This window comes from Polaribacter glomeratus, assembly GCF_002954665.1.
Taxonomy (GTDB): domain Bacteria; phylum Bacteroidota; class Bacteroidia; order Flavobacteriales; family Flavobacteriaceae; genus Polaribacter; species Polaribacter glomeratus.
In genome coordinates this window covers 584,218-602,165 of the sequence record NZ_MSCM01000001.1, presented here as the reverse complement: position 1 = coordinate 602,165, position 17,948 = coordinate 584,218, and the positions used below count along the sequence as shown (strand labels likewise).

The window sequence follows — 17,948 nt, the reverse complement described above, 5'->3', positions numbered from 1 at the left end:
TACAAGAGCTATCTATAAACGATAGCTCTTGTTTTTTAAAACCCTAATCAAATGAAAAAAATTACTTTACTCGTTTTATTATGTATTACTTCATTCGGTTTTAGTCAAGTTCAAAATGTTACTTTTAACGTTTCTCCTGCTACTTTCGAAGAAACAAACACTATTACCATAACAGTTTCAAATGTAACAACTGCTTCTTGGGGCGTTTCCGATATTTATTTATGGGCCTGGTCTTATGACGAAAATGATATAAATTCTATTGATTCTCCTACTAACGGAACGTGGACAAACTCTAATGAAACACAAAAATTAATTAACAACGGTAATGGTACTTTTTCTATTACTTTTAAACCTACCTCCCTTTACAATAGAACAAATATTGGTAGTATTGGAATGTTGATAAAAGCAAAAAACGGAACTGGAGATAAAAAATCTCAAGATCAAATATACCAAGTTGGTGCTTTTCAATTAACTTTAAACTCGCCAACAAACACTACTTCTATTCTAAATTCAGGAGAAACACTTCCTATTAGTGCAGCAACCTCTTTACCTGCTAACTTTAATTTAAAAGCAAATGGTTCTTCAATAAACCAAAAAACAAACTTAACAACATATAGCTTTTCTCCTACTATTACTCAAAACACCACTTTTGTTTTAGAAGCTACAAATAACGGACAAACTGTAAGCAAAACTTTTAATGCAATTGTAAAACCTACAAATGTAGAAGCTGCTGTTCCTGCGGGAATGAAAGACGGATTAAATTTAAATCCAACAGACAATACCAAAGCAACTTTAGTTTTTTACGCGCCTAACAAAGAATTTATCCACGTAATTGGTAGTTTTAATAATTGGGAAATAAATAATACCTATTTACTAAAAAAAGATACAGCAAAAAACCGTTTTTGGATTGAACTAACTGGTTTATCGCCTCAAACAGATTATACGTATCAATATATTATTAATGCGGACTTAAGAGTTGCAGACCCCTATTCTACCATTGTTTTAACAGAAAATAATGATCAATATATCAACGCAACTACCTATCCAAATTTACCAAGTTATCCCGCAGGTAAAACAAATCATGCTGTTACGTTATTAAGAACGGGTGATGCTTCTTACGCTTGGCAAAATACCAATTTTCAAAAACCTAAAAAAACAGATTTAGTAATCTACGAATTATTAATACGCGATTTTGATGCGCTTCATAGTTTTGATGCTGTAAAAAATCGACTAAATTACTTACAAGAATTAGGTGTAAATGCTATTGAATTTATGCCAGTAAACGAATTTGATGGCAATGAATCTTGGGGATATAACCCGTCTTTTCATATGGCTTTAGACAAGTATTATGGTAACATTGCTTCTTTTAAACAATTAATTGATGAATGTCACAAACGCGGAATTGCAGTAATTTTAGATGTAGTTTACAATCATGCAAGTGGGCAAAACCCATATTACAGAATGTACAATACCGATAATGGTGGTTATGGCGGACAGGCAAGTGCTGATAGTCCGTTTTTTAATCAAACTGCTACACATTCTTATAGTGTTTTTAACGATTTAAATCACTCTAAACAAGCTACTAAAGACTATATAAAAAGAGTTTCTCAATATTGGATTGATGAATTTAAAATTGATGGTTTTAGATGGGATTTAACAAAAGGGTTTACTCAAAATTGTACTGCTAACGACGAAGGTTGTACCGGAAATTATCAAGCAGATAGAGTTGCTATTTTAAAAGGATATGCAGATAATCAGTGGGAAATCGATTCAAATTTTTATGTAATTTTCGAACATTTAGGAGGAAATACAGAAGAATTAGAATGGGTAAATTATAGATTATCCGAAGGAAAAGGAATTATGCTTTGGGGAAATCAAAACTATAACTATAGACAAGCTGCGGCTGGAAATACAAGTCAGTCAAATTTCTCTAATGTTTCATACAAAAATAGAAATTGGCCAGTTCCAGCAAATATTAGCTACATGGAGAGTCATGACGAAGAGCGCTTAATGGTAGAAAGTTTAACGGCTGGTAAAGCAACAAGTACTTATAATATCAAAACCTTAGCAACTGCATTAAAAAGACAAGAATTAGCAGGCGCATTTTATTTTACAGTTCCTGGACCAAAAATGATTTGGCAGTTTGGAGAATTAGGATACGATTTTAGTATCGATTATAACGGCAGAATTGGAAACAAACCAATTAAATGGGATTATTTTGAGGTTCAAGAAAGAAAAAACGTTTATAATACTTGGAATAAGTTAATCCAATTAAAATTGAAGTATGACATTTTTGAAACTTCAGATTTTACTATTGATTTAGCAAATACCAACGGATTAAAGAAAATTCAATTAACGAGCACCGCTGCAGCGGATATTCAATACATCAATATTATTGGTAATTTCGGAATTACTACTCAGAATATAAATCCTGTTTTTCAAAAAACGGGCACTTGGTATGATGTTTTAAATAACAATCAAACTATAAATGTTAGCAATACAAATAGTTTAATTTCTTTAGCGCCTGGTGAATTTAAAATCTACGCGAATACTGCAGCAACTTTATCAAACGATGATTTATTTTTGAATGATGACATTGTCGTATATCCAAATCCGGTGAGAAGCTCGTTTAAAGTAAATATTGCAACCAACAACATTATAATTTATGATGTAAACGGTAAAAAAATAAAAGAGTTTTCTGGCGATTTTAATGCGAATTCTTCATTTTCTGTTAAAGGCATTAAAAGAGGATTTTACCTTTTAAAAGCGAGTAATAAAGAGGGTAAATCTTATAAAAAATTAATTATTGAGTAATTAATTTTGAAATACATTACAAAAAGAGCTGCTTTTAAAGCAGCTCTTTTAATTTTATAATAGTAGTATCAATTTCTTCTTTTGTGGTGAATTTTGAAAAAGAAAAACGAACAGACGTTTTATCTGCTTCTTGATCCTTTAAAATTTCTGCCAATACATGAGAACCTTTATTGCTTCCACTTTGACAAGCAGAACCTCCTGAAACAGCAATTCCTGCCATATCTAAACTAAACAAAAGCATATCATTTTTAACAGGAAAACGAACGTTTAAAATAGTATAACTACTTTTTTCAAAGTCTGATGAACGTCCGTTAAACTGAATATCCGAAGATATATTTTGCAATTCAGTACTAAAATAATGTTTTAGGTTTTCTATATATTTTGTATCACTTTTAAGATTATTCATTGCAATAGTTAGCGCTTTATCCATTCCTAAAATGGAGTGCACATTTTCTGTACTAGACCTCGCTCCTCTTTCTTGATCACCGCCATAAAACATTGGTAAAACTCCGAATCCTTTTTTAAAAAAAGCAAATCCAACTCCTTTTGGTCCGTGGAATTTATGAGCGCTTGCAACGAAAAAATCTAGTGGATATTTCTGTAAATCTAGCGCATAATGCCCAATTACTTGCACGGTATCAGAATGAAATAAAGCATTATATTTTTTGCATAAAACACAAATTTCATCCACAGGTAAAATGTTACCAATTTCATTGTTGATGTGCATTAAACTAACCAAGGTTTTTTTATCCGAAGCAGCTAAAAGCTCTTCTAAATGATTTAAATCTATAACTCCAAATTCATCGACATGTACAAAATCTAAAATGATATTTTGAGTTCTTTGAAGAAACTCCGCAGTATGTAAAACCGCATGATGTTCAATTTTTGAGGTTATAATTCTTTGAACGCCTAAATTTAAAACGGCATTATTTAGAATTAGATTGTCGGCTTCGGTTCCGCCAGCCGTAAAAATAATTTCTGGTGCGGTTACGTTAAAATGTTTTGCAATATTTTTTCTAGCAGTTTCAACGGCTGATTTTGCTTTTCGTCCAAATTGATGGGTAGAAGAAGGATTTCCAAAATTTTCTTGCATCGAAATATGCATTAATTCTAAAACCTCAATATCAATTTTTGTAGTAGCGGCGTTGTCTAAATAAATAGCTTTCATGTTACAAAAATACGTTTTATTAGGGAAGTTTTAAGGAATACGAGCTAACTAAAAAAAACGAAATTAAGAACTATTTAATGACACGGATTTTCAAGGATACTAAAGTAAAAATAAAAATCAGCTTTTCTTGTTTCCTGTTTCCTGTTTCCTGTTTCCTGTTTCCTGTTTCCTGTTTCCTGTTTCCTGTTTCCTAAAATTAAAAAAACGACCATATAAGCACATAGAAAAACATAGCTTTAGTCTCTTTTTCTTCTTTCTTCTTTCTTCTTTCTTGTTTCTTGTTTCTTGTTTCTTGTCTCTTGTTTCTTATTTCCTTAATTAGTATCAGTATAAAAACCCTCTACTTTCCTACTCTGTAGGATTCTGAAAAACGTACACTTCTGTAGCTCCTAGACCATATTTTTTGTAGGAAGCATCATAATATCTCACCGGATATTTATTAAGTAAATAATGTAGTTCAGATTTTAAAACTCCTTCGCCAACTCCATGAATAAAGACAATTTTAGAAATTCTTTTACTAATAGCAAACTCAACTTTACTTTTTGCTGTATCTAATTGCAGGTTTAACATGTCATAATTATCCAAACCTCTTACAGACTTTACTAACTTATTAATATGCAAATCAACCTCTAAAATAACTTCGTGTTTTTCTTTTTGAAAAAAGCTTTTTTTAGGCTTATTAGATATCATTTTCTCTTTTAAAAGATCGTTGTTTATATCAGAAAACTTACTTAACTCATCTTGTTCCTTACCAATTTTAACCAATTCTGATTCATGAAAATTAAAAATCATTCCATCTGTAGTTTTAATAGAAACTATGCCACCGTTTACATTGGTTACGATTCCTTTTAAAACATCATCTAAAACAGCAACTTTATGACCAATTTCTAAACGCATTCTTAACTTAATTTTAATTTACAAAAATACTTTATTTCCTTAACTTGCAATCAAAAATAACAAGATGCTTATCTCTTCAACAATTTCTTTAGAAAACTTTTTTGTAAACGCTTATAAAAAAGCAATAATTTCTGATGAAAGAAAAATACTTTTACTTAAAATTTCTGATGCAATTGCGAAAGAATACACTTTAAATAAAGAAGTTAACCTTAATTTTATATGTACTCACAATTCAAGAAGAAGTCAATTAGGGCAAGTTTGGAGTTTTTATGCCGCTCATTATTTTAAACTGAATATCAATGCTTTTTCTGGCGGAACAGAAGTAACCGCTTTTTATAGAAATACGGTAAAAACCCTTCAAAAAGTTGGTTTTGAGTTTCAGTTAACAGATTTTTCTCATCAAAATCCTACTTATCAAATTTCTTTTAAAGGGACAAAAAAAGCTGTTTTGGGTTTTTCTAAATTTTATAGCGATCCTATAAATAAAGAACCTTTTATGGCAATTACAACGTGCAATAATGCGGATGTAAATTGCCCATTTATACCAACTGCAAGTCACCGTTTTCATTTGCCTTTTGTAGATCCAAAACATGCTGATGGATCTGATATACAAGAAGAAACCTATTTAGAAACGAGCCAACAAATTGCTGCTGAAGTTTATTTAATTTTTTCTGAAGTTAAAACGTTAATCTAGCTATTTCTTAAAAATAACACTTGTTGTGAAGCAACCATCTCGAATTTCTGTTTAAATTTAAATCTAAATGGAAAATAATTTCATGAGAACTTAAATTACCACCAAGTGTTGATAATTTATAATCATACGCGTATCCTACTCTATATTTCTCATTAATGATAAGTGCAAATAACGCACTAACTGAGTTTTCATAGCGATAAGACAACCCTGCTTCTATAATTTCTTTGTACAAAAAATTAGAATTAATGTCTACAGAAATAGGTAAATTAGGAGCGTATCTCACCATTGTTGATGGTTTAAATAGCAAATCTTCTGTTAGTATAAACAAAGCGCCTGTTGAAAAAAAATAGTTTGCATTTGTTGCAATTTTACCATTATCAATATTTTCTTGGGTGTAAAATTGTGGCGTTTCTAACAAATAAGGCAAAGATAAACCTACATAAAATTTTCTATTATAATAAAAAGTACCAAATCCTACATTGGGGAAACTACCTGTTGCAGAAGCGTATATGTCATTATCTGGTGTAATTCCGTTTGCCAAATTATTACTGTAAAAAGTAATTCCGCTTTTTAATCCAACGGCTAGTCTACCATATTCTGATGTTACAATTGTGTAAGAAGCATCGATATTTACATTTGTACTTTCTGATAAACCTATTTTGTCATTTACAACGGTAGCACCAAAACCTAGGCCCATACTTGTTCTTCCGTTTACGGAAAAAGTTCTAGTAACTGGCGCACCCGCTACACCTACCCATTGATCTCTTGACAATACAGACATGCTTAATTCTGCTCTAGAACCAACGTATGCAGGATTTATAATCTGCATATTGTATAAATATTGTGTATAGTTGGGTACTTGTTGTGCATCCGTATATAAACTAAAAGTAAAAATGAATACTATTGCCCAAGTTTTAAACCAATGAGTTTTAGCGTTTTTAATTTTAAAGACAATATCGTTATTAGTTCGTATCATCTTATCAATTCTATAAAATTTCTAATTGGCTTTGTAGTTCCGTCATTAAAATCTAACGTGTAAAAATAAACACCAGCCGGAACGGGATTTCCATTGCGAGTTCCATCCCACCAAATTGGGTTTACCCTGCCATTATTAGTATAGTTGTATACTTCATTTCCCCAACGATCAACAATATTTAGTTTAAAATTTGCATACTCTTCAATACCAGATATTTTAAATAAATCGCTTTTACCATCAGAATTTGGTGAAAATAAATTAGGATAATCATTGTCTTTAATAAAACCTATTCCCGCTGGTATAAATGTATTTGATACATTTGATAGGTTTGTAGTCGCTTGCAAAATTAGTGTTTCTGTGTCTTCGTTTAACGCATCTTCTAAGGTTTCTACAGCTTGAATTATCGAAGAAGTGAAAGCGGGAATATTCGTAAATATAGCAATCGGTTTGTAATCTTCATTTGCATTTGCAGTATCGTCTAAAGTTTCTAAAATAAAATTTATTGGACGATAATTTTGCATCGGTTGTAAATCTGCATTTAAAAGCCTGATTGTAAACACTAAAACACCACCTTCAACAACAGTTATATCTTGAATATCCACTAACGGATTTGGATCAATATCTAAAATTACACCTGTTTTATTTAAATCTTGAGCGCCAATATTATTTGTTGTAACGACACCAATTACATTTAAATTTTCTTCTTCTAACTCGTTTAAATTATCAGTTTTTGTAGCAATACTAAATGAAATTTGTGTGTTTGCATTGTTTGGATTTACGGTGCCATTAATGGTTAAGCTTTCTAAAATTGAAGTATAATCATCTGGACTTATAGCAAGGTTATCACTTGTATTAATTTCTATAATGATGGGTGTAGAACTTGGGTTACTTATTTTAATTGTGTGTTCTAAATCAATGCCTTCTTCTTCTCTAGAATTATTCATTGTAACTGAAGGCTTTGCATCATTGTCTAAAATAGTACCGATTCCTCTAATACTATTATTTATGGTATTGTTGGATGTAATTGCTCCGTTTAATGTAAATAACTCATCCAATTCATAGATAATATCCTCTAAAGAATTTACTGTAAACTGAATGGTATTCGTAAAAGGAGGAATCGTGAAAGTTGTATTTGTAAAACCACTATAATCGAAAGGAGAAGTAGCTACATCATACACATTTGTAGTATCCGTGCCGTTTATAGTTGATAAATTAATATCAATTGGCGAAGCACTTTCTATTAAAATACTGTTGTCGTTTTTTGTAACTAACTTTAAAGTAAACACAAAATCCTCTCCTTCTGTTGCAATAACATTATCGATAACAACAATAATAGCTAGTATTTCTCTCCAATCTCTTTCTGGATTATCAATATTATCTATGTTTGGAAAATCCGTAGGAACTTGTCCATTTGTAGGATTTACTAAGTTTCTATTCCTATCAAAAGCATCATCAAGGCCGTCGTTGTCTGCATCTAAATTAAACGCTATTGTTTCTGCAATTCCGTCGCTATTTGTATCCCAACCTTCAATACGATCATCACGAATATCATTATCAGAATTTAAATCTATGTAATCGAAAATAGTATCGTTGTCTGTGTCTGTAGGATTAATTCCGTTTGGATATGCAGTATCAATTCCTGTTGATGAAACAGTGCCACTTAATGGTTTATAATTCTCTGTTAATTGTGCTTCAATGTTGTCTACAATTCCGTCTCCATCCGCATCAATATCTAAATAATTAGGATTTCCATTTGCATCAGTATTAGGAATTGTGTAATTAATTGAAGCATTAGGAGAATCATTATTTTCTAGCGCATTATCCAGTCCGTTTGCGCCAACTGCATTATTCGTTGCACCATTATTATTGGTGTCTTTAATTGCATTTCCTGCCTCAACAATGTCTAAAATTCCATCATTATCACTGTCTAAATCAAAATGATTTGGAACGCCATCGCTATCAAAATCAAAAATATCTACAATTCCGTCTCCATTCGCATCTGCTCCAAAATCTGTATCTCTATAATTTGGAATAAAATCCGCATCATCGTCATCTAGCGGATTTAAACCATTGTATTCTAACGTATCTAAAATGGTATCATTGTCATCATCAATATCGATGCTATTTATAATTCCGTCATTATCTGTATCTGTAGAAGCGTTTACAATTACAGATCCAAAGGACTCCGTTGGGTCACCCAGCGGAACTGTTGATGTAAAAAAAGCAGTATTTATCCCAATACAAGACTCACTATAAACCACCGAAAATTGAATCGTAATCGTTTCATTTACTTTTAATAATCCTGATGTTCCATCAAAAAAAGAACTATCAGAAGAACCATCAAAATCTACATTTAATATAGGGTTTGTAGTTGCTGATGATTTTTGAATAAACGGTTTTGTTACAGAAATTATATTTCCGCCACAGATGTTTGTTAAATCATCTTTTAACTGCAAATTTTCTAATTGTACAGATTCACTCGTATTTTTAATCGTAATTTGAAACGTAACTTCTTCTTGTTCTAAAATAGTGTTTGGTGCTTTTTTAACCTCTGAAATTATCTTATTTGTGCTTGACGAAGAGGTAAATAAAAATCGCATACTTGCTCTAGTACAATCACATTGCAATGAAGAAGATACAATTTCTGTAGGCGAATTTGATTTGTAATATCGATCTAAATGATTTCCTAAATTATCCGACCAAACAACAAAAGAGTTCAATCTTTTATTACTAGTCGTCGTTTCATCAAAGCCATCGAGACCTCCTTGTGTTTGAGATTTGTCATTTTGATAAAAATAGCTGTAATTAGTTGAAGAATAAGGCTCTATTAAATAAAAAACCTCTAATATTATAGTTTGCCCTGGTGCAAGTGACGTATTTGGCATTAACAAAGTTGAACTTGTATCACCATTAAAAGCAGTATTAACTAGAACATTTGGACCAGAAACTTGGTTGACTTTTAATTCTTGAAAAGTAATTCCGTTATCCAAAAAACTACCTAAACCCATGTTATAATTTACATTATTAGCCGTAGAAGTTCCTTCGTTTGTAATAATTACTGTATTAATATAATCATAAGTTCCATCAGAATTTATGGTTCCTGGAGGATCTAATAAATCATTAAACTTAGGCACATGCAAACCTGCAGCTATAACCGCTTCTGTAGTATGAAAATCTGTAAGCGTAAAGCCATCCGAGTCATTACCTCTATCTGAAGTAACATTTATAGTACTGTCAAAATCAATTCCAGCGCCAGAAGGTGTTGGGTTTGGCCTACCATTACAAAAAGGATTTACGGTAACACAAAAAACAACTACAATATTTTGTCTAGGATATAATGTTAGATTAGCTATTGCATCTGCATTAAAAATTGAATTTGATGTTACGTTTAAGAAATTAGAGTTTGTAGCAGCACCCGTAAATTCTCTTGGGTAACCAGTATCGTTTATATAATCTGGTGTAAAATTATTATTGTAAATTTCTACTCCGTCAACGCCAACAACACAACCGTTGCCAAAAGTTGATTGCAAATTACTCGTTAAATCTATGTTTTTTATCAAACTTGAAGGATGATAATCTCTTGCTGTACTTTTATTTTTAAGAACTACTGTATATCTTAATTTATACTCTCCGTTTGCCGTAAATCCTTGATTACAACTACTAAATGGTGATATATCTAGCAAATTATCAATATGTTCTACCGTTAATAATAAATTGGCAGTTGTTGTAAAAGTACCGTCAGAAACCGTATAAATAATTGTAGGAACGTTGCCTGTATAATTTAAAAAAGGAATAAAAGTATAACTACCGTCTGTATTTATTGTAATACTACCTTCGGCAAGTACGGCTAGTTGACTTGCTACATATGATATACCATTTACATTAAATGCGGAAACGGTTAATATATCGTCTGGATCTGCATCTGAGTCATTTACTAAAACTCCTGGAGCAGCAACATTTAAAGTAGTATTTACTTCTGCAGTATCATAATCAACTTGTGCAAATGGTGGAACTTGTGCTGTTAAAAACTGTAAAAATGTTAAGAAAAAAAATAGTACTATAAAATGTCTTTTTTTCATACCAGAAAAACAGGGTTTAATAAATACATAAAAATATAGGGTTGTTGAAAAACTTAGATTTTTAAATTTTTATCGTAAGGAATACTTTTTAATATGTGAGTGATAACATTAGCTCTAGCTTCCGTTTTTCTATTAGCACGTATAATTTTCCATGGAGAGATTTTAGTGTTCGTTTTTGCAAACATGGCGTTTTTATACTCTGTGTATTGATCCCATAAAACCTGTGCTTTTTCGTCTAACTTGGTCATTTTCCATTGTTTTAAAGGATCATTTTTAATATCTTCAAAACGTTGTGCTTGTTCTTTTTTAGAAATAGACATATAGATTTTAACCAAATGAATTCCAGATTCTAAAATCATTCTTTCAAAATCGTTTACTTGATTCATAAAAATATCATATTCTTCTGGAGTACAAAATCCGTTTACAGGCTCTACGACAGCTCTATTATACCAACTTCTATCAAAAAACACCATTTCGCCAGCTTTTGGAAACTGTTCTACATAGCGTTGAAAATACCATTGGGATTGCTCATCTTCCGATGGTTTGGGTAATGCTACAATACGCATATGACGCGGGTTGATTCGCTCTGTTACCCTTCTAATTGCGCCACCTTTTCCTGCTGCATCTCTTCCTTGAAAAACAACAATTATACGTTCATTATTATTAATTGCCCAAGTTTGCATTCTAATTAACTCGGTTTGCAATTTCTCTAATTTTTTCTGATAATCGATATATCTAAGCGCTTTTACAATATTAAAAGGCTCTTTAGATAACAAAGCTAAAAATCCTTTTTTAGAATTTAACTTTTTAATGTCTGATGCTGTTAATTTTATATCCATAAAATTTAATCTATTTGTAAAGTATTAGAACGATAATAACGCATGGCAATGTTTGGATCTGGATTTACAACAGTACCCGCATCTAACTTACCTTCATAATCAAATTGTGATAAAACGTGTCTCATCGCCTCTAATCTTGCAACTTTTTTGTCATTGGTTTTAATAATCATCCAAGGACTATAAGAAGTGTGTGTTTTTGAAAACATTTCTGACTTATAATGTGTGTATTTATCCCACAAAATTTGACCTTGTTTATCCACCGGACTAAATTTCCATCTTTTTAAAGGATTTTCTTTTCTTGCTTCAAAGCGCTTTTGCTGCTCCTCTTTAGTTATTGACAACCAAAACTTTATGATAACAACGCCATCTTCATACATCATGTGTTCAAATTCTGGAACTTGCACTAAAAATTGTTTGTATTGACTACCAGAACAGAAACCCATTACAGGTTCTACAACAGCTCTATTGTACCAGCTTCTATCAAAAAAAACAATTTCACCAGGATTTGGTAATTCTTTAATATATCGTTGAAAATACCATTGCCCTTTTTCTACATCCGTAGGTTTATTTAATGCTACCAATCTGCTCGATCTTGGGTTTAAATGCTCCATAAATCTACGAATATTACCACCTTTTCCGGCAGCATCTCTTCCTTCAAAAACAATCGCAACTCGTTTCTTTTTTTTAGAAATATAGTTTTGAAGCTTTACAAGCTCTATTTGTAATAATCTTAATTCGTTATTATAAGAGAGTGTATTTACTACCTTATTATAAGAAATATTCTTTTTCTGTAAAAGAGATAATAGTTCTTCATTATTTTTTATGTTCTCGAATTCTTCTCTGCTCAGGGCTTCTTTGGTATCCATGTATTAAATTTAAAAGGTCTAAAATAAAACCTTTTTTTTAAAAAGCTGTTAAAATTTCACTCTTTTAAATTAGTTCTTTTATATTTGTTTACTATGAAATATAGCTTTTATTTTTGTTTGCTTTTCCTTTCTTTTCAAATTCTTTCTCAAGAAAAATTCTCAAAAGAAATAACACTTACAACGGATAATGATTTGTATGTTTCTTCTAAAAAAGATAGATATTATACAAATGGAATGTTTTTAAATTACAGATATCTTTCTAAAACTAAAAAAGAAAATCAAGAAAAAAGAATTTTTGAAATTGAAATTGGTCACGAAATGTATACGCCTTACAAGGCAATTGTAGAAAACATTAATGATCATGACAGACCTTTTGCTAGTTATTTATATGGAAGTTTTGGTGTTAATCGAATTTATAAAAATGATAAAATTCTAAAAACTTCTATACAAATTGGAGTTATTGGTCCAGACGCTTTTGGTAAAGAATTACAAGATTTTATACATGATATTTACGGGTTTAAAAGAGCAATTGGCTGGGAGTATCAAATAAAAAATGCTTTTGGATTGAATTTTAATACCGAATATTCTCAGTTTTTAGTAAAAGATGAATCAAGTAATTATGATGTATCTTGGATTAATGAAGCAAAACTAGGAACCGTTTATACCAATATTTCTTCGGGGTTTTATGCAAGACTGGGTTTAAAAACCTTGGCTAAAATTACAAATTCAATTGCTTTTAACACTAATTTAAATGATGAAAACACTGCCTTTAAACGAGAAACAGAATCTTTTTTATACATAAAGTCAATGGTTAGGTATGCACTTTACGACGCTACATTACAAGGTAGTTTTTTAAATACAACGAGCCCAGTTACTAAGGAGTTAATTCCTTTAGTTTTCCAATTAGAAGCAGGTTTAAAATTTACTGCTAACAGGTTTAATTTTGGCTATGCTTTTCATTTTAGCACAAATAAATCGAACCAATTAAGAAATGATAATGGCAATATTTTTGGCACAATTTCTTTTCATTATTTACTGCATTAATCTGTAAAGAAATCATCTTTAAACCCTATTAAATAGAGCTTTTCTTGAGCTCTTGTAATAGCGGTATACAACCATCTAAAATATTCTTTAGAAACACCATCTGGCAAATAAGGTTGTTCTATAAACACAGTCTTCCATTGCCCACCTTGAGATTTATGACAAGTCATAGCATACGAAAACTTTACTTGTAAAGAATTAAAGTATTTGTTCTTTTTAATAGCTAAAAATTGTTTGTATTTAGATTTTTCGTGCGCATAATCTTCTTTTACCGCTTGATATAATTTATTTGATTCCTCATAGGTTAAGGACGGACTTTCACTGGTTAATGTGTCTAATAAAAGCACCGTTTCAAAAGGTTGCATTTCTGGGTAATCAATCATTTTTAACTCAACTTCAGCAAAATTAAAACCGTACAATTCTTTTATAGAAAAGATTTTTAAAACTTGGCAAATATCGCCATTGGCGATAAAACCTGCTGTAGAGTTTTCTTCTAACCAATAATAATTATTTTTTACAACCATCACAAAGTCGCCAGCAGAAATTTCATTTTCTTGTCCGCGAATTCTCATTCGTATTTGCTGATTGTATTCATTGGCTCTTTTATTAGAGCGCACAATAAATGCAGTATCTTCTACTCCATCAGAATCATATGCAGTTACTAAAGCGTCTTCAATATCATAACCATCCGTTAATCTTTTAATATCAGGAAAATGAATATCAAACTGAAAGCTATTGCCTTCATTTTGTAATAATAACCTTAATTGTGTTGCATTTGCTAAAATACCCGAGTTTTCATGCTGTCGCATTACTTCATCTAATTCAATTTCTGTAACACTTTTATGATATTCATAGGTTAAAGTATCTGCTATTAATGCCGGACTTACGTCTAATTTTACGGGCGGAAGTTGCGCTGTATCACCAATAAAAATAATTTTACATTTTTCACCTGCATATACATAAGATATTAAATCGTCTAACAAAGAACCAGATTCAAACAATTTTTGATTTTGTCTACTATCTGGAATCATAGAAGCTTCATCAATGATAAAAATAGTGTTTTTATGTTTATTTGGTTGTAAAACAAAATCTACAGAACCATTTGATTGCTTTTTAGGAAAGTATATTTTTTTGTGAATTGTAAATGCGGGTCTTTTAGAATAAATAGAAATCACTTTAGCTGCTCTACCTGTTGGCGCCAATAAAACTGCTTTTTTGCCCACAGAAGTAAGCGCATTTACAAAAACACTTATCGTAGTTGTTTTTCCTGTACCGGCATATCCTTTTAATAAAAACAATGAATCTTTTTCTTCATTAAAAATAAAAGTGCTTAGTAAATTTAGTAATTGACCTTGTTTAACCGTTGGTGTGTATGGAAATTTCTTTAATAGTTCCTTATAAAAATCAGAAGATATTTTGTGCATATGTATTTTAAATGACCAAAGATACATTTCTTTATAAAGAAAAATTTTTATCATTAAAAAAAAAGTGTAGATTTGCGATAAGACTATTAAAAAACAATATAAAATGAATTTATTATTAATGATTATTGGAGCTATCGCAGCTGCTGTCGCTGTAGCCTTTGTTGTAGTTAAATATTTACCTCTAAAATTACGATGGATTCCATCTGTTATACTGCTGCTCTTAGCAATATATTTGGGGATTAAAATTTATGATGGTATTTTAGAACCTATTAAATTTAATGAAGAAAAAATTGAAAAATTCTCGGCTGTTGTAGATAATTTAAAAATTATTAGAGATGCAGAAGTAAAATATTACGAAGTTAACGCGCAATACACCAATGACAAAGCTGGTTTAATTAATTTTATCAACACAGCTAAAATGGCTATTACCGAAACTAAAACAATTGTAGTTCAAGTTAACAAAGGTGGTGGTGTAATTATTGACGAAGAGAAAAAAGTTACAGACACTATTGGCTATGAACCCGTTTTAAAATATTTTAAAGGTAGAAACTTTACAGATATGTTTAAAGTTCCTGGTGTAGAAGGTGCTGAATTCGAAATAGAAGTTGGTTCTGTTGAAAAAGTACCAGGTTTAGTTGTTGCAACTTTTAGAGCAAGAACTCCTAAAAAAGGAATTTTAACCGGTATGAATGAATCTTTAGTGAAACAAGAAATCGAAGCTATTGAGAATGATCAAATTAAAGGTGAGTATGTTTCTGTAGGTTCTTTAGAAGAAGTTACCACTGGTGGAAACTGGCCTCCTGCTTATGATAAAAAAGACGGTGCAAAAAAAGACGAGTAAAATTTCTTTACAGAAAACAAAAAATATAGCATTATCCATCCAATTTAGTTTGGATGGATTTTCTTTTTGTGTAACTGACTCAGAAACACAAGAAAAAATTTATTTTACAGCATATCAATTTGAAGAAACCTTAAATTCTCCTGAAGATTTACTAGAAAATATTGAGTATATCTTTAAGAATAACGCAAATCTACAATTTGAATACACCTCAGTTTTAGTTATTCATAAAAATAACTTAGCTACGCTTGTACCTTCAAAATATTTTGATGAAAATAAACTAGCTTCCTATCTTAATTTCAATATTAAAACATTAAGTACAGATTTTATAGCTTTTGATGAAGTAACCTCTATTGAAGCTAAAAATTTGTATGTCCCTTATATAAATATCAATAATTATTTATTTCAAAATTTTGGTGAGTTTGAATACAGACATCATCATACAATTTTAATAGAAAAATTATTAATGCTTAAAAGGTTAAATGAAAAAACAATGTTTGTCAATGTGTCTAAAAACTCATTTGATATTGTTGTCTTAGAAAATAAAAAAATTATTTTTTTAAATTCATTTTTATATCAGACAAAAGAAGATTTTATCTATTATATTTTATTTACAGTAGAACAAATTCAACTAGATACAGCTATTTTTAAGTTGTTTTTTATGGGAGACATTCAAACTGAATCAGAAATTTATAAGATTGCTTACAAATACATAAAAAATATCTTTTTCCTAGAAAGTCAAAATTCCATTTTCAAAGATTTAGAAGCACCAAACCACTCTAACTTTATATTACTAGGATAATGAGAATAATATCAGGAAAACTAAAAGCAAGACGTTTAAGAGCACCTAAAAACCTACCAGTTCGGCCAACAACAGATATGGCAAAGGAAGCTTTGTTTAACATTTTAAACAATCAATATTATTTTGATAGCATCACTGTTATTGATTTATTTACCGGAACTGGAAATATTAGTTACGAATTTGCCTCTAGAGGTACAAAAACTATTTATGCAGTAGATGCTAATTTTAATTGTATAAAGTTTATTAATACAACTGCTAAAGAACTAGAATTAGACATTATTACCTACAAAAGTGATGTGTATAAATTTCTAGAAAAAACACCTTTAGAAGCAGATATTATTTTTGCAGATCCTCCATATGATTTTGAACTTGAAAAATTTCTTGAGATCATTGAAACTGTCTTTACTAAAAAAATGCTGAAAAATGATGGTGTTTTAATTATTGAACATTCTAAACATACAGATTTAACTACTCATGCAAAACATAGCTACGACAAGCGTTATGGAGGTAATGTGTTTAGCTTTTTTGAAAATTCTACCGAAGAAGAAACAGAAAATTAAAGTAAGGATGTTATAATATCGGCTATTGAGATTCCTTCTGCATCTGCTTTGTAATTTTTTACAATTCTGTGCGATAAAATAGGAATAGCCACCGACTTAACATCTTCTATATCTGGAGAATATTTACCATTTATCGCGGCGTGTGCTTTTGCCGCTAAAATTAAATTTTGTGATGCTCTTGGGCCTGCTCCCCAATCTAAATAACTTTTTACCATATCTGTAGCTTCGTTAGATTTTGGCCTGGTTTTGCCAACCAAAGTAACTGCATATTCTATTACATTATCTGTAACTGGTATTTTTCTGATCAATTTTTGGATTGCAATAATATCTTCACTAGTAAACAGGGCATTTACTTTTTGCTCTATGTTGCTTGTTGTGCTTTTAACAACTTCTACTTCTTCTTTAAATGAAGGATACTCTAAGTTAATAGAAAACATAAAACGGTCTAATTGAGCTTCTGGCAAAGGATATGTTCCTTCTTGCTCAATAGGGTTTTGAGTTGCCAAAACAAAAAAGGGTAACTCTAATTTGTAATGATTTCCAGAAACCGTTACAGAACGTTCTTGCATAGCTTCTAAAAGGGCTGCTTGCGTTTTTGGTGGAGTTCTATTGATTTCATCTGCTAAAATTATATTAGAGAAAATAGGTCCTTTTATAAACTTAAACTGTCTATTTTGATCTAAAATTTCGCTTCCTAAAATATCCGAAGGCATTAAATCTGGTGTAAATTGTATGCGTTTAAAATTTAATCCTAAAGCATTAGAAACTGTATTTACCAATAGAGTCTTAGCTAAACCTGGTACACCAATTAATAAAGAATGGCCTCCACAAAAAATAGATATAAGTGTAAACTTTACAGCTTCTTGCTGACCAATAATTACTTTACCAATTTCAGATTTTAATGAATTATATTGAACTACTAATTCATTTACAGCTTTAACATCAGACAT

The 17,948-nt window shown here is 30.6% G+C and carries 14 protein-coding genes; 6 read left to right on the top strand and 8 right to left on the bottom strand.

Annotated elements, in window-relative coordinates; translation table 11 throughout:
* Positions 1–51 precede the first annotated feature (51 nt).
* A complete protein-coding gene (locus BTO16_RS02570) occupies positions 52–2,814 on the top strand; it encodes an alpha-amylase family glycosyl hydrolase (RefSeq protein WP_105020094.1) in 2,763 nt (920 codons plus the stop codon).
* 34 nt (positions 2,815–2,848) lie between these two features.
* Here BTO16_RS02570 and BTO16_RS02565 read toward each other — a convergent pair whose 3' ends face one another.
* Both BTO16_RS02565 and BTO16_RS02560 read right to left on the bottom strand, forming a co-directional pair.
* Positions 2,849–3,982 (bottom strand): cysteine desulfurase family protein, encoded by a 1,134-nt coding sequence (locus BTO16_RS02565; RefSeq protein WP_105020093.1) that lies wholly within the window; start codon positions 3,980–3,982, stop codon positions 2,849–2,851.
* Positions 3,983–4,330: 348 nt separating this feature from the next.
* Positions 4,331–4,879 (bottom strand): Smr/MutS family protein, encoded by a 549-nt coding sequence (locus tag BTO16_RS02560; protein WP_105020092.1) that lies wholly within the window; start codon positions 4,877–4,879, stop codon positions 4,331–4,333.
* Positions 4,880–4,943: 64 nt separating this feature from the next.
* On the opposite strand from BTO16_RS02560, the gene BTO16_RS02555 reads away from it, so the two are divergent.
* A complete protein-coding gene (locus tag BTO16_RS02555) occupies positions 4,944–5,573 on the top strand; it encodes a low molecular weight phosphatase family protein (RefSeq protein WP_105020091.1) in 630 nt (209 codons plus the stop codon).
* 7 nt (positions 5,574–5,580) lie between these two features.
* On the opposite strand, the gene BTO16_RS02550 is transcribed toward BTO16_RS02555, so the two are convergent.
* Genes BTO16_RS02550 through ppk2 (BTO16_RS02535) form a run of 4 tightly spaced genes read right to left on the bottom strand, consistent with a single transcriptional unit; the run spans position 5,581 to position 12,333 of the window.
* The gene (locus BTO16_RS02550; RefSeq protein ID WP_105020090.1) at positions 5,581–6,549 is read right to left on the bottom strand and encodes a PorP/SprF family type IX secretion system membrane protein; all 969 of its coding nucleotides are present in this window, start codon (positions 6,547–6,549) and stop codon (positions 5,581–5,583) included.
* Positions 6,546–10,628, bottom strand: coding sequence for a T9SS type B sorting domain-containing protein (locus tag BTO16_RS02545; RefSeq protein ID WP_105020089.1), 4,083 nt, complete (start codon positions 10,626–10,628; stop codon positions 6,546–6,548). Before BTO16_RS02545 ends, BTO16_RS02550 begins: the two co-directional genes overlap by 4 nt.
* Positions 10,629–10,681: 53 nt before the next feature.
* Positions 10,682–11,467, bottom strand: a complete 786-nt coding sequence (gene ppk2, locus BTO16_RS02540) for a polyphosphate kinase 2 (protein ID WP_105020088.1) — start codon at positions 11,465–11,467, stop codon at positions 10,682–10,684.
* Positions 11,468–11,472: 5 nt separating this feature from the next.
* Positions 11,473–12,333: a polyphosphate kinase 2 gene (gene ppk2 / locus BTO16_RS02535; RefSeq protein ID WP_105020087.1), complete on the bottom strand. Its 861-nt coding sequence runs from the start codon at positions 12,331–12,333 to the stop codon at positions 11,473–11,475.
* A 93-nt stretch (positions 12,334–12,426) separates the two neighbouring features.
* Here ppk2 (BTO16_RS02535) and BTO16_RS02530 point away from each other — a divergent pair, with 93 nt between their 5' ends.
* Positions 12,427–13,377 carry a lipid A deacylase LpxR family protein gene (locus BTO16_RS02530; RefSeq protein WP_105020086.1) on the top strand — a complete coding sequence of 317 codons (951 nt, stop codon included), beginning with the start codon at positions 12,427–12,429 and terminating at the stop codon, positions 13,375–13,377.
* Here the strand turns inward: BTO16_RS02530 and BTO16_RS02525 are convergent.
* Entirely contained in the window at positions 13,374–14,798 is a 1,425-nt protein-coding gene (locus BTO16_RS02525) for an ATP-dependent DNA helicase (RefSeq protein WP_105021484.1), read from the bottom strand. The two genes, BTO16_RS02530 and BTO16_RS02525, sit on opposite strands and share 4 nt — an antisense overlap.
* Positions 14,799–14,901: 103 nt before the next feature.
* Between BTO16_RS02525 and BTO16_RS02520 the strand changes: the two genes are divergently transcribed.
* The 3 genes from BTO16_RS02520 to BTO16_RS02510 are packed head-to-tail and all read left to right on the top strand — an operon-like array spanning position 14,902 to position 16,998.
* Complete coding sequence (locus BTO16_RS02520; protein WP_105020085.1) at positions 14,902–15,639, top strand: hypothetical protein; 738 nt, start codon at positions 14,902–14,904, stop codon at positions 15,637–15,639.
* On the top strand, positions 15,605–16,438 hold the full coding sequence (locus BTO16_RS02515) for a DUF3822 family protein (protein ID WP_105020084.1): 834 nt from the start codon (positions 15,605–15,607) through the stop codon (positions 16,436–16,438). Before BTO16_RS02520 ends, BTO16_RS02515 begins: the two co-directional genes overlap by 35 nt.
* Positions 16,438–16,998, top strand: a complete 561-nt coding sequence (locus BTO16_RS02510; protein WP_105020083.1) for an RsmD family RNA methyltransferase — start codon at positions 16,438–16,440, stop codon at positions 16,996–16,998. Before BTO16_RS02515 ends, BTO16_RS02510 begins: the two co-directional genes overlap by 1 nt.
* Here BTO16_RS02510 and BTO16_RS02505 read toward each other — a convergent pair.
* Entirely contained in the window at positions 16,995–17,948 is a 954-nt protein-coding gene (locus tag BTO16_RS02505) for an AAA family ATPase (protein WP_105020082.1), read from the bottom strand. The two genes, BTO16_RS02510 and BTO16_RS02505, sit on opposite strands and share 4 nt — an antisense overlap.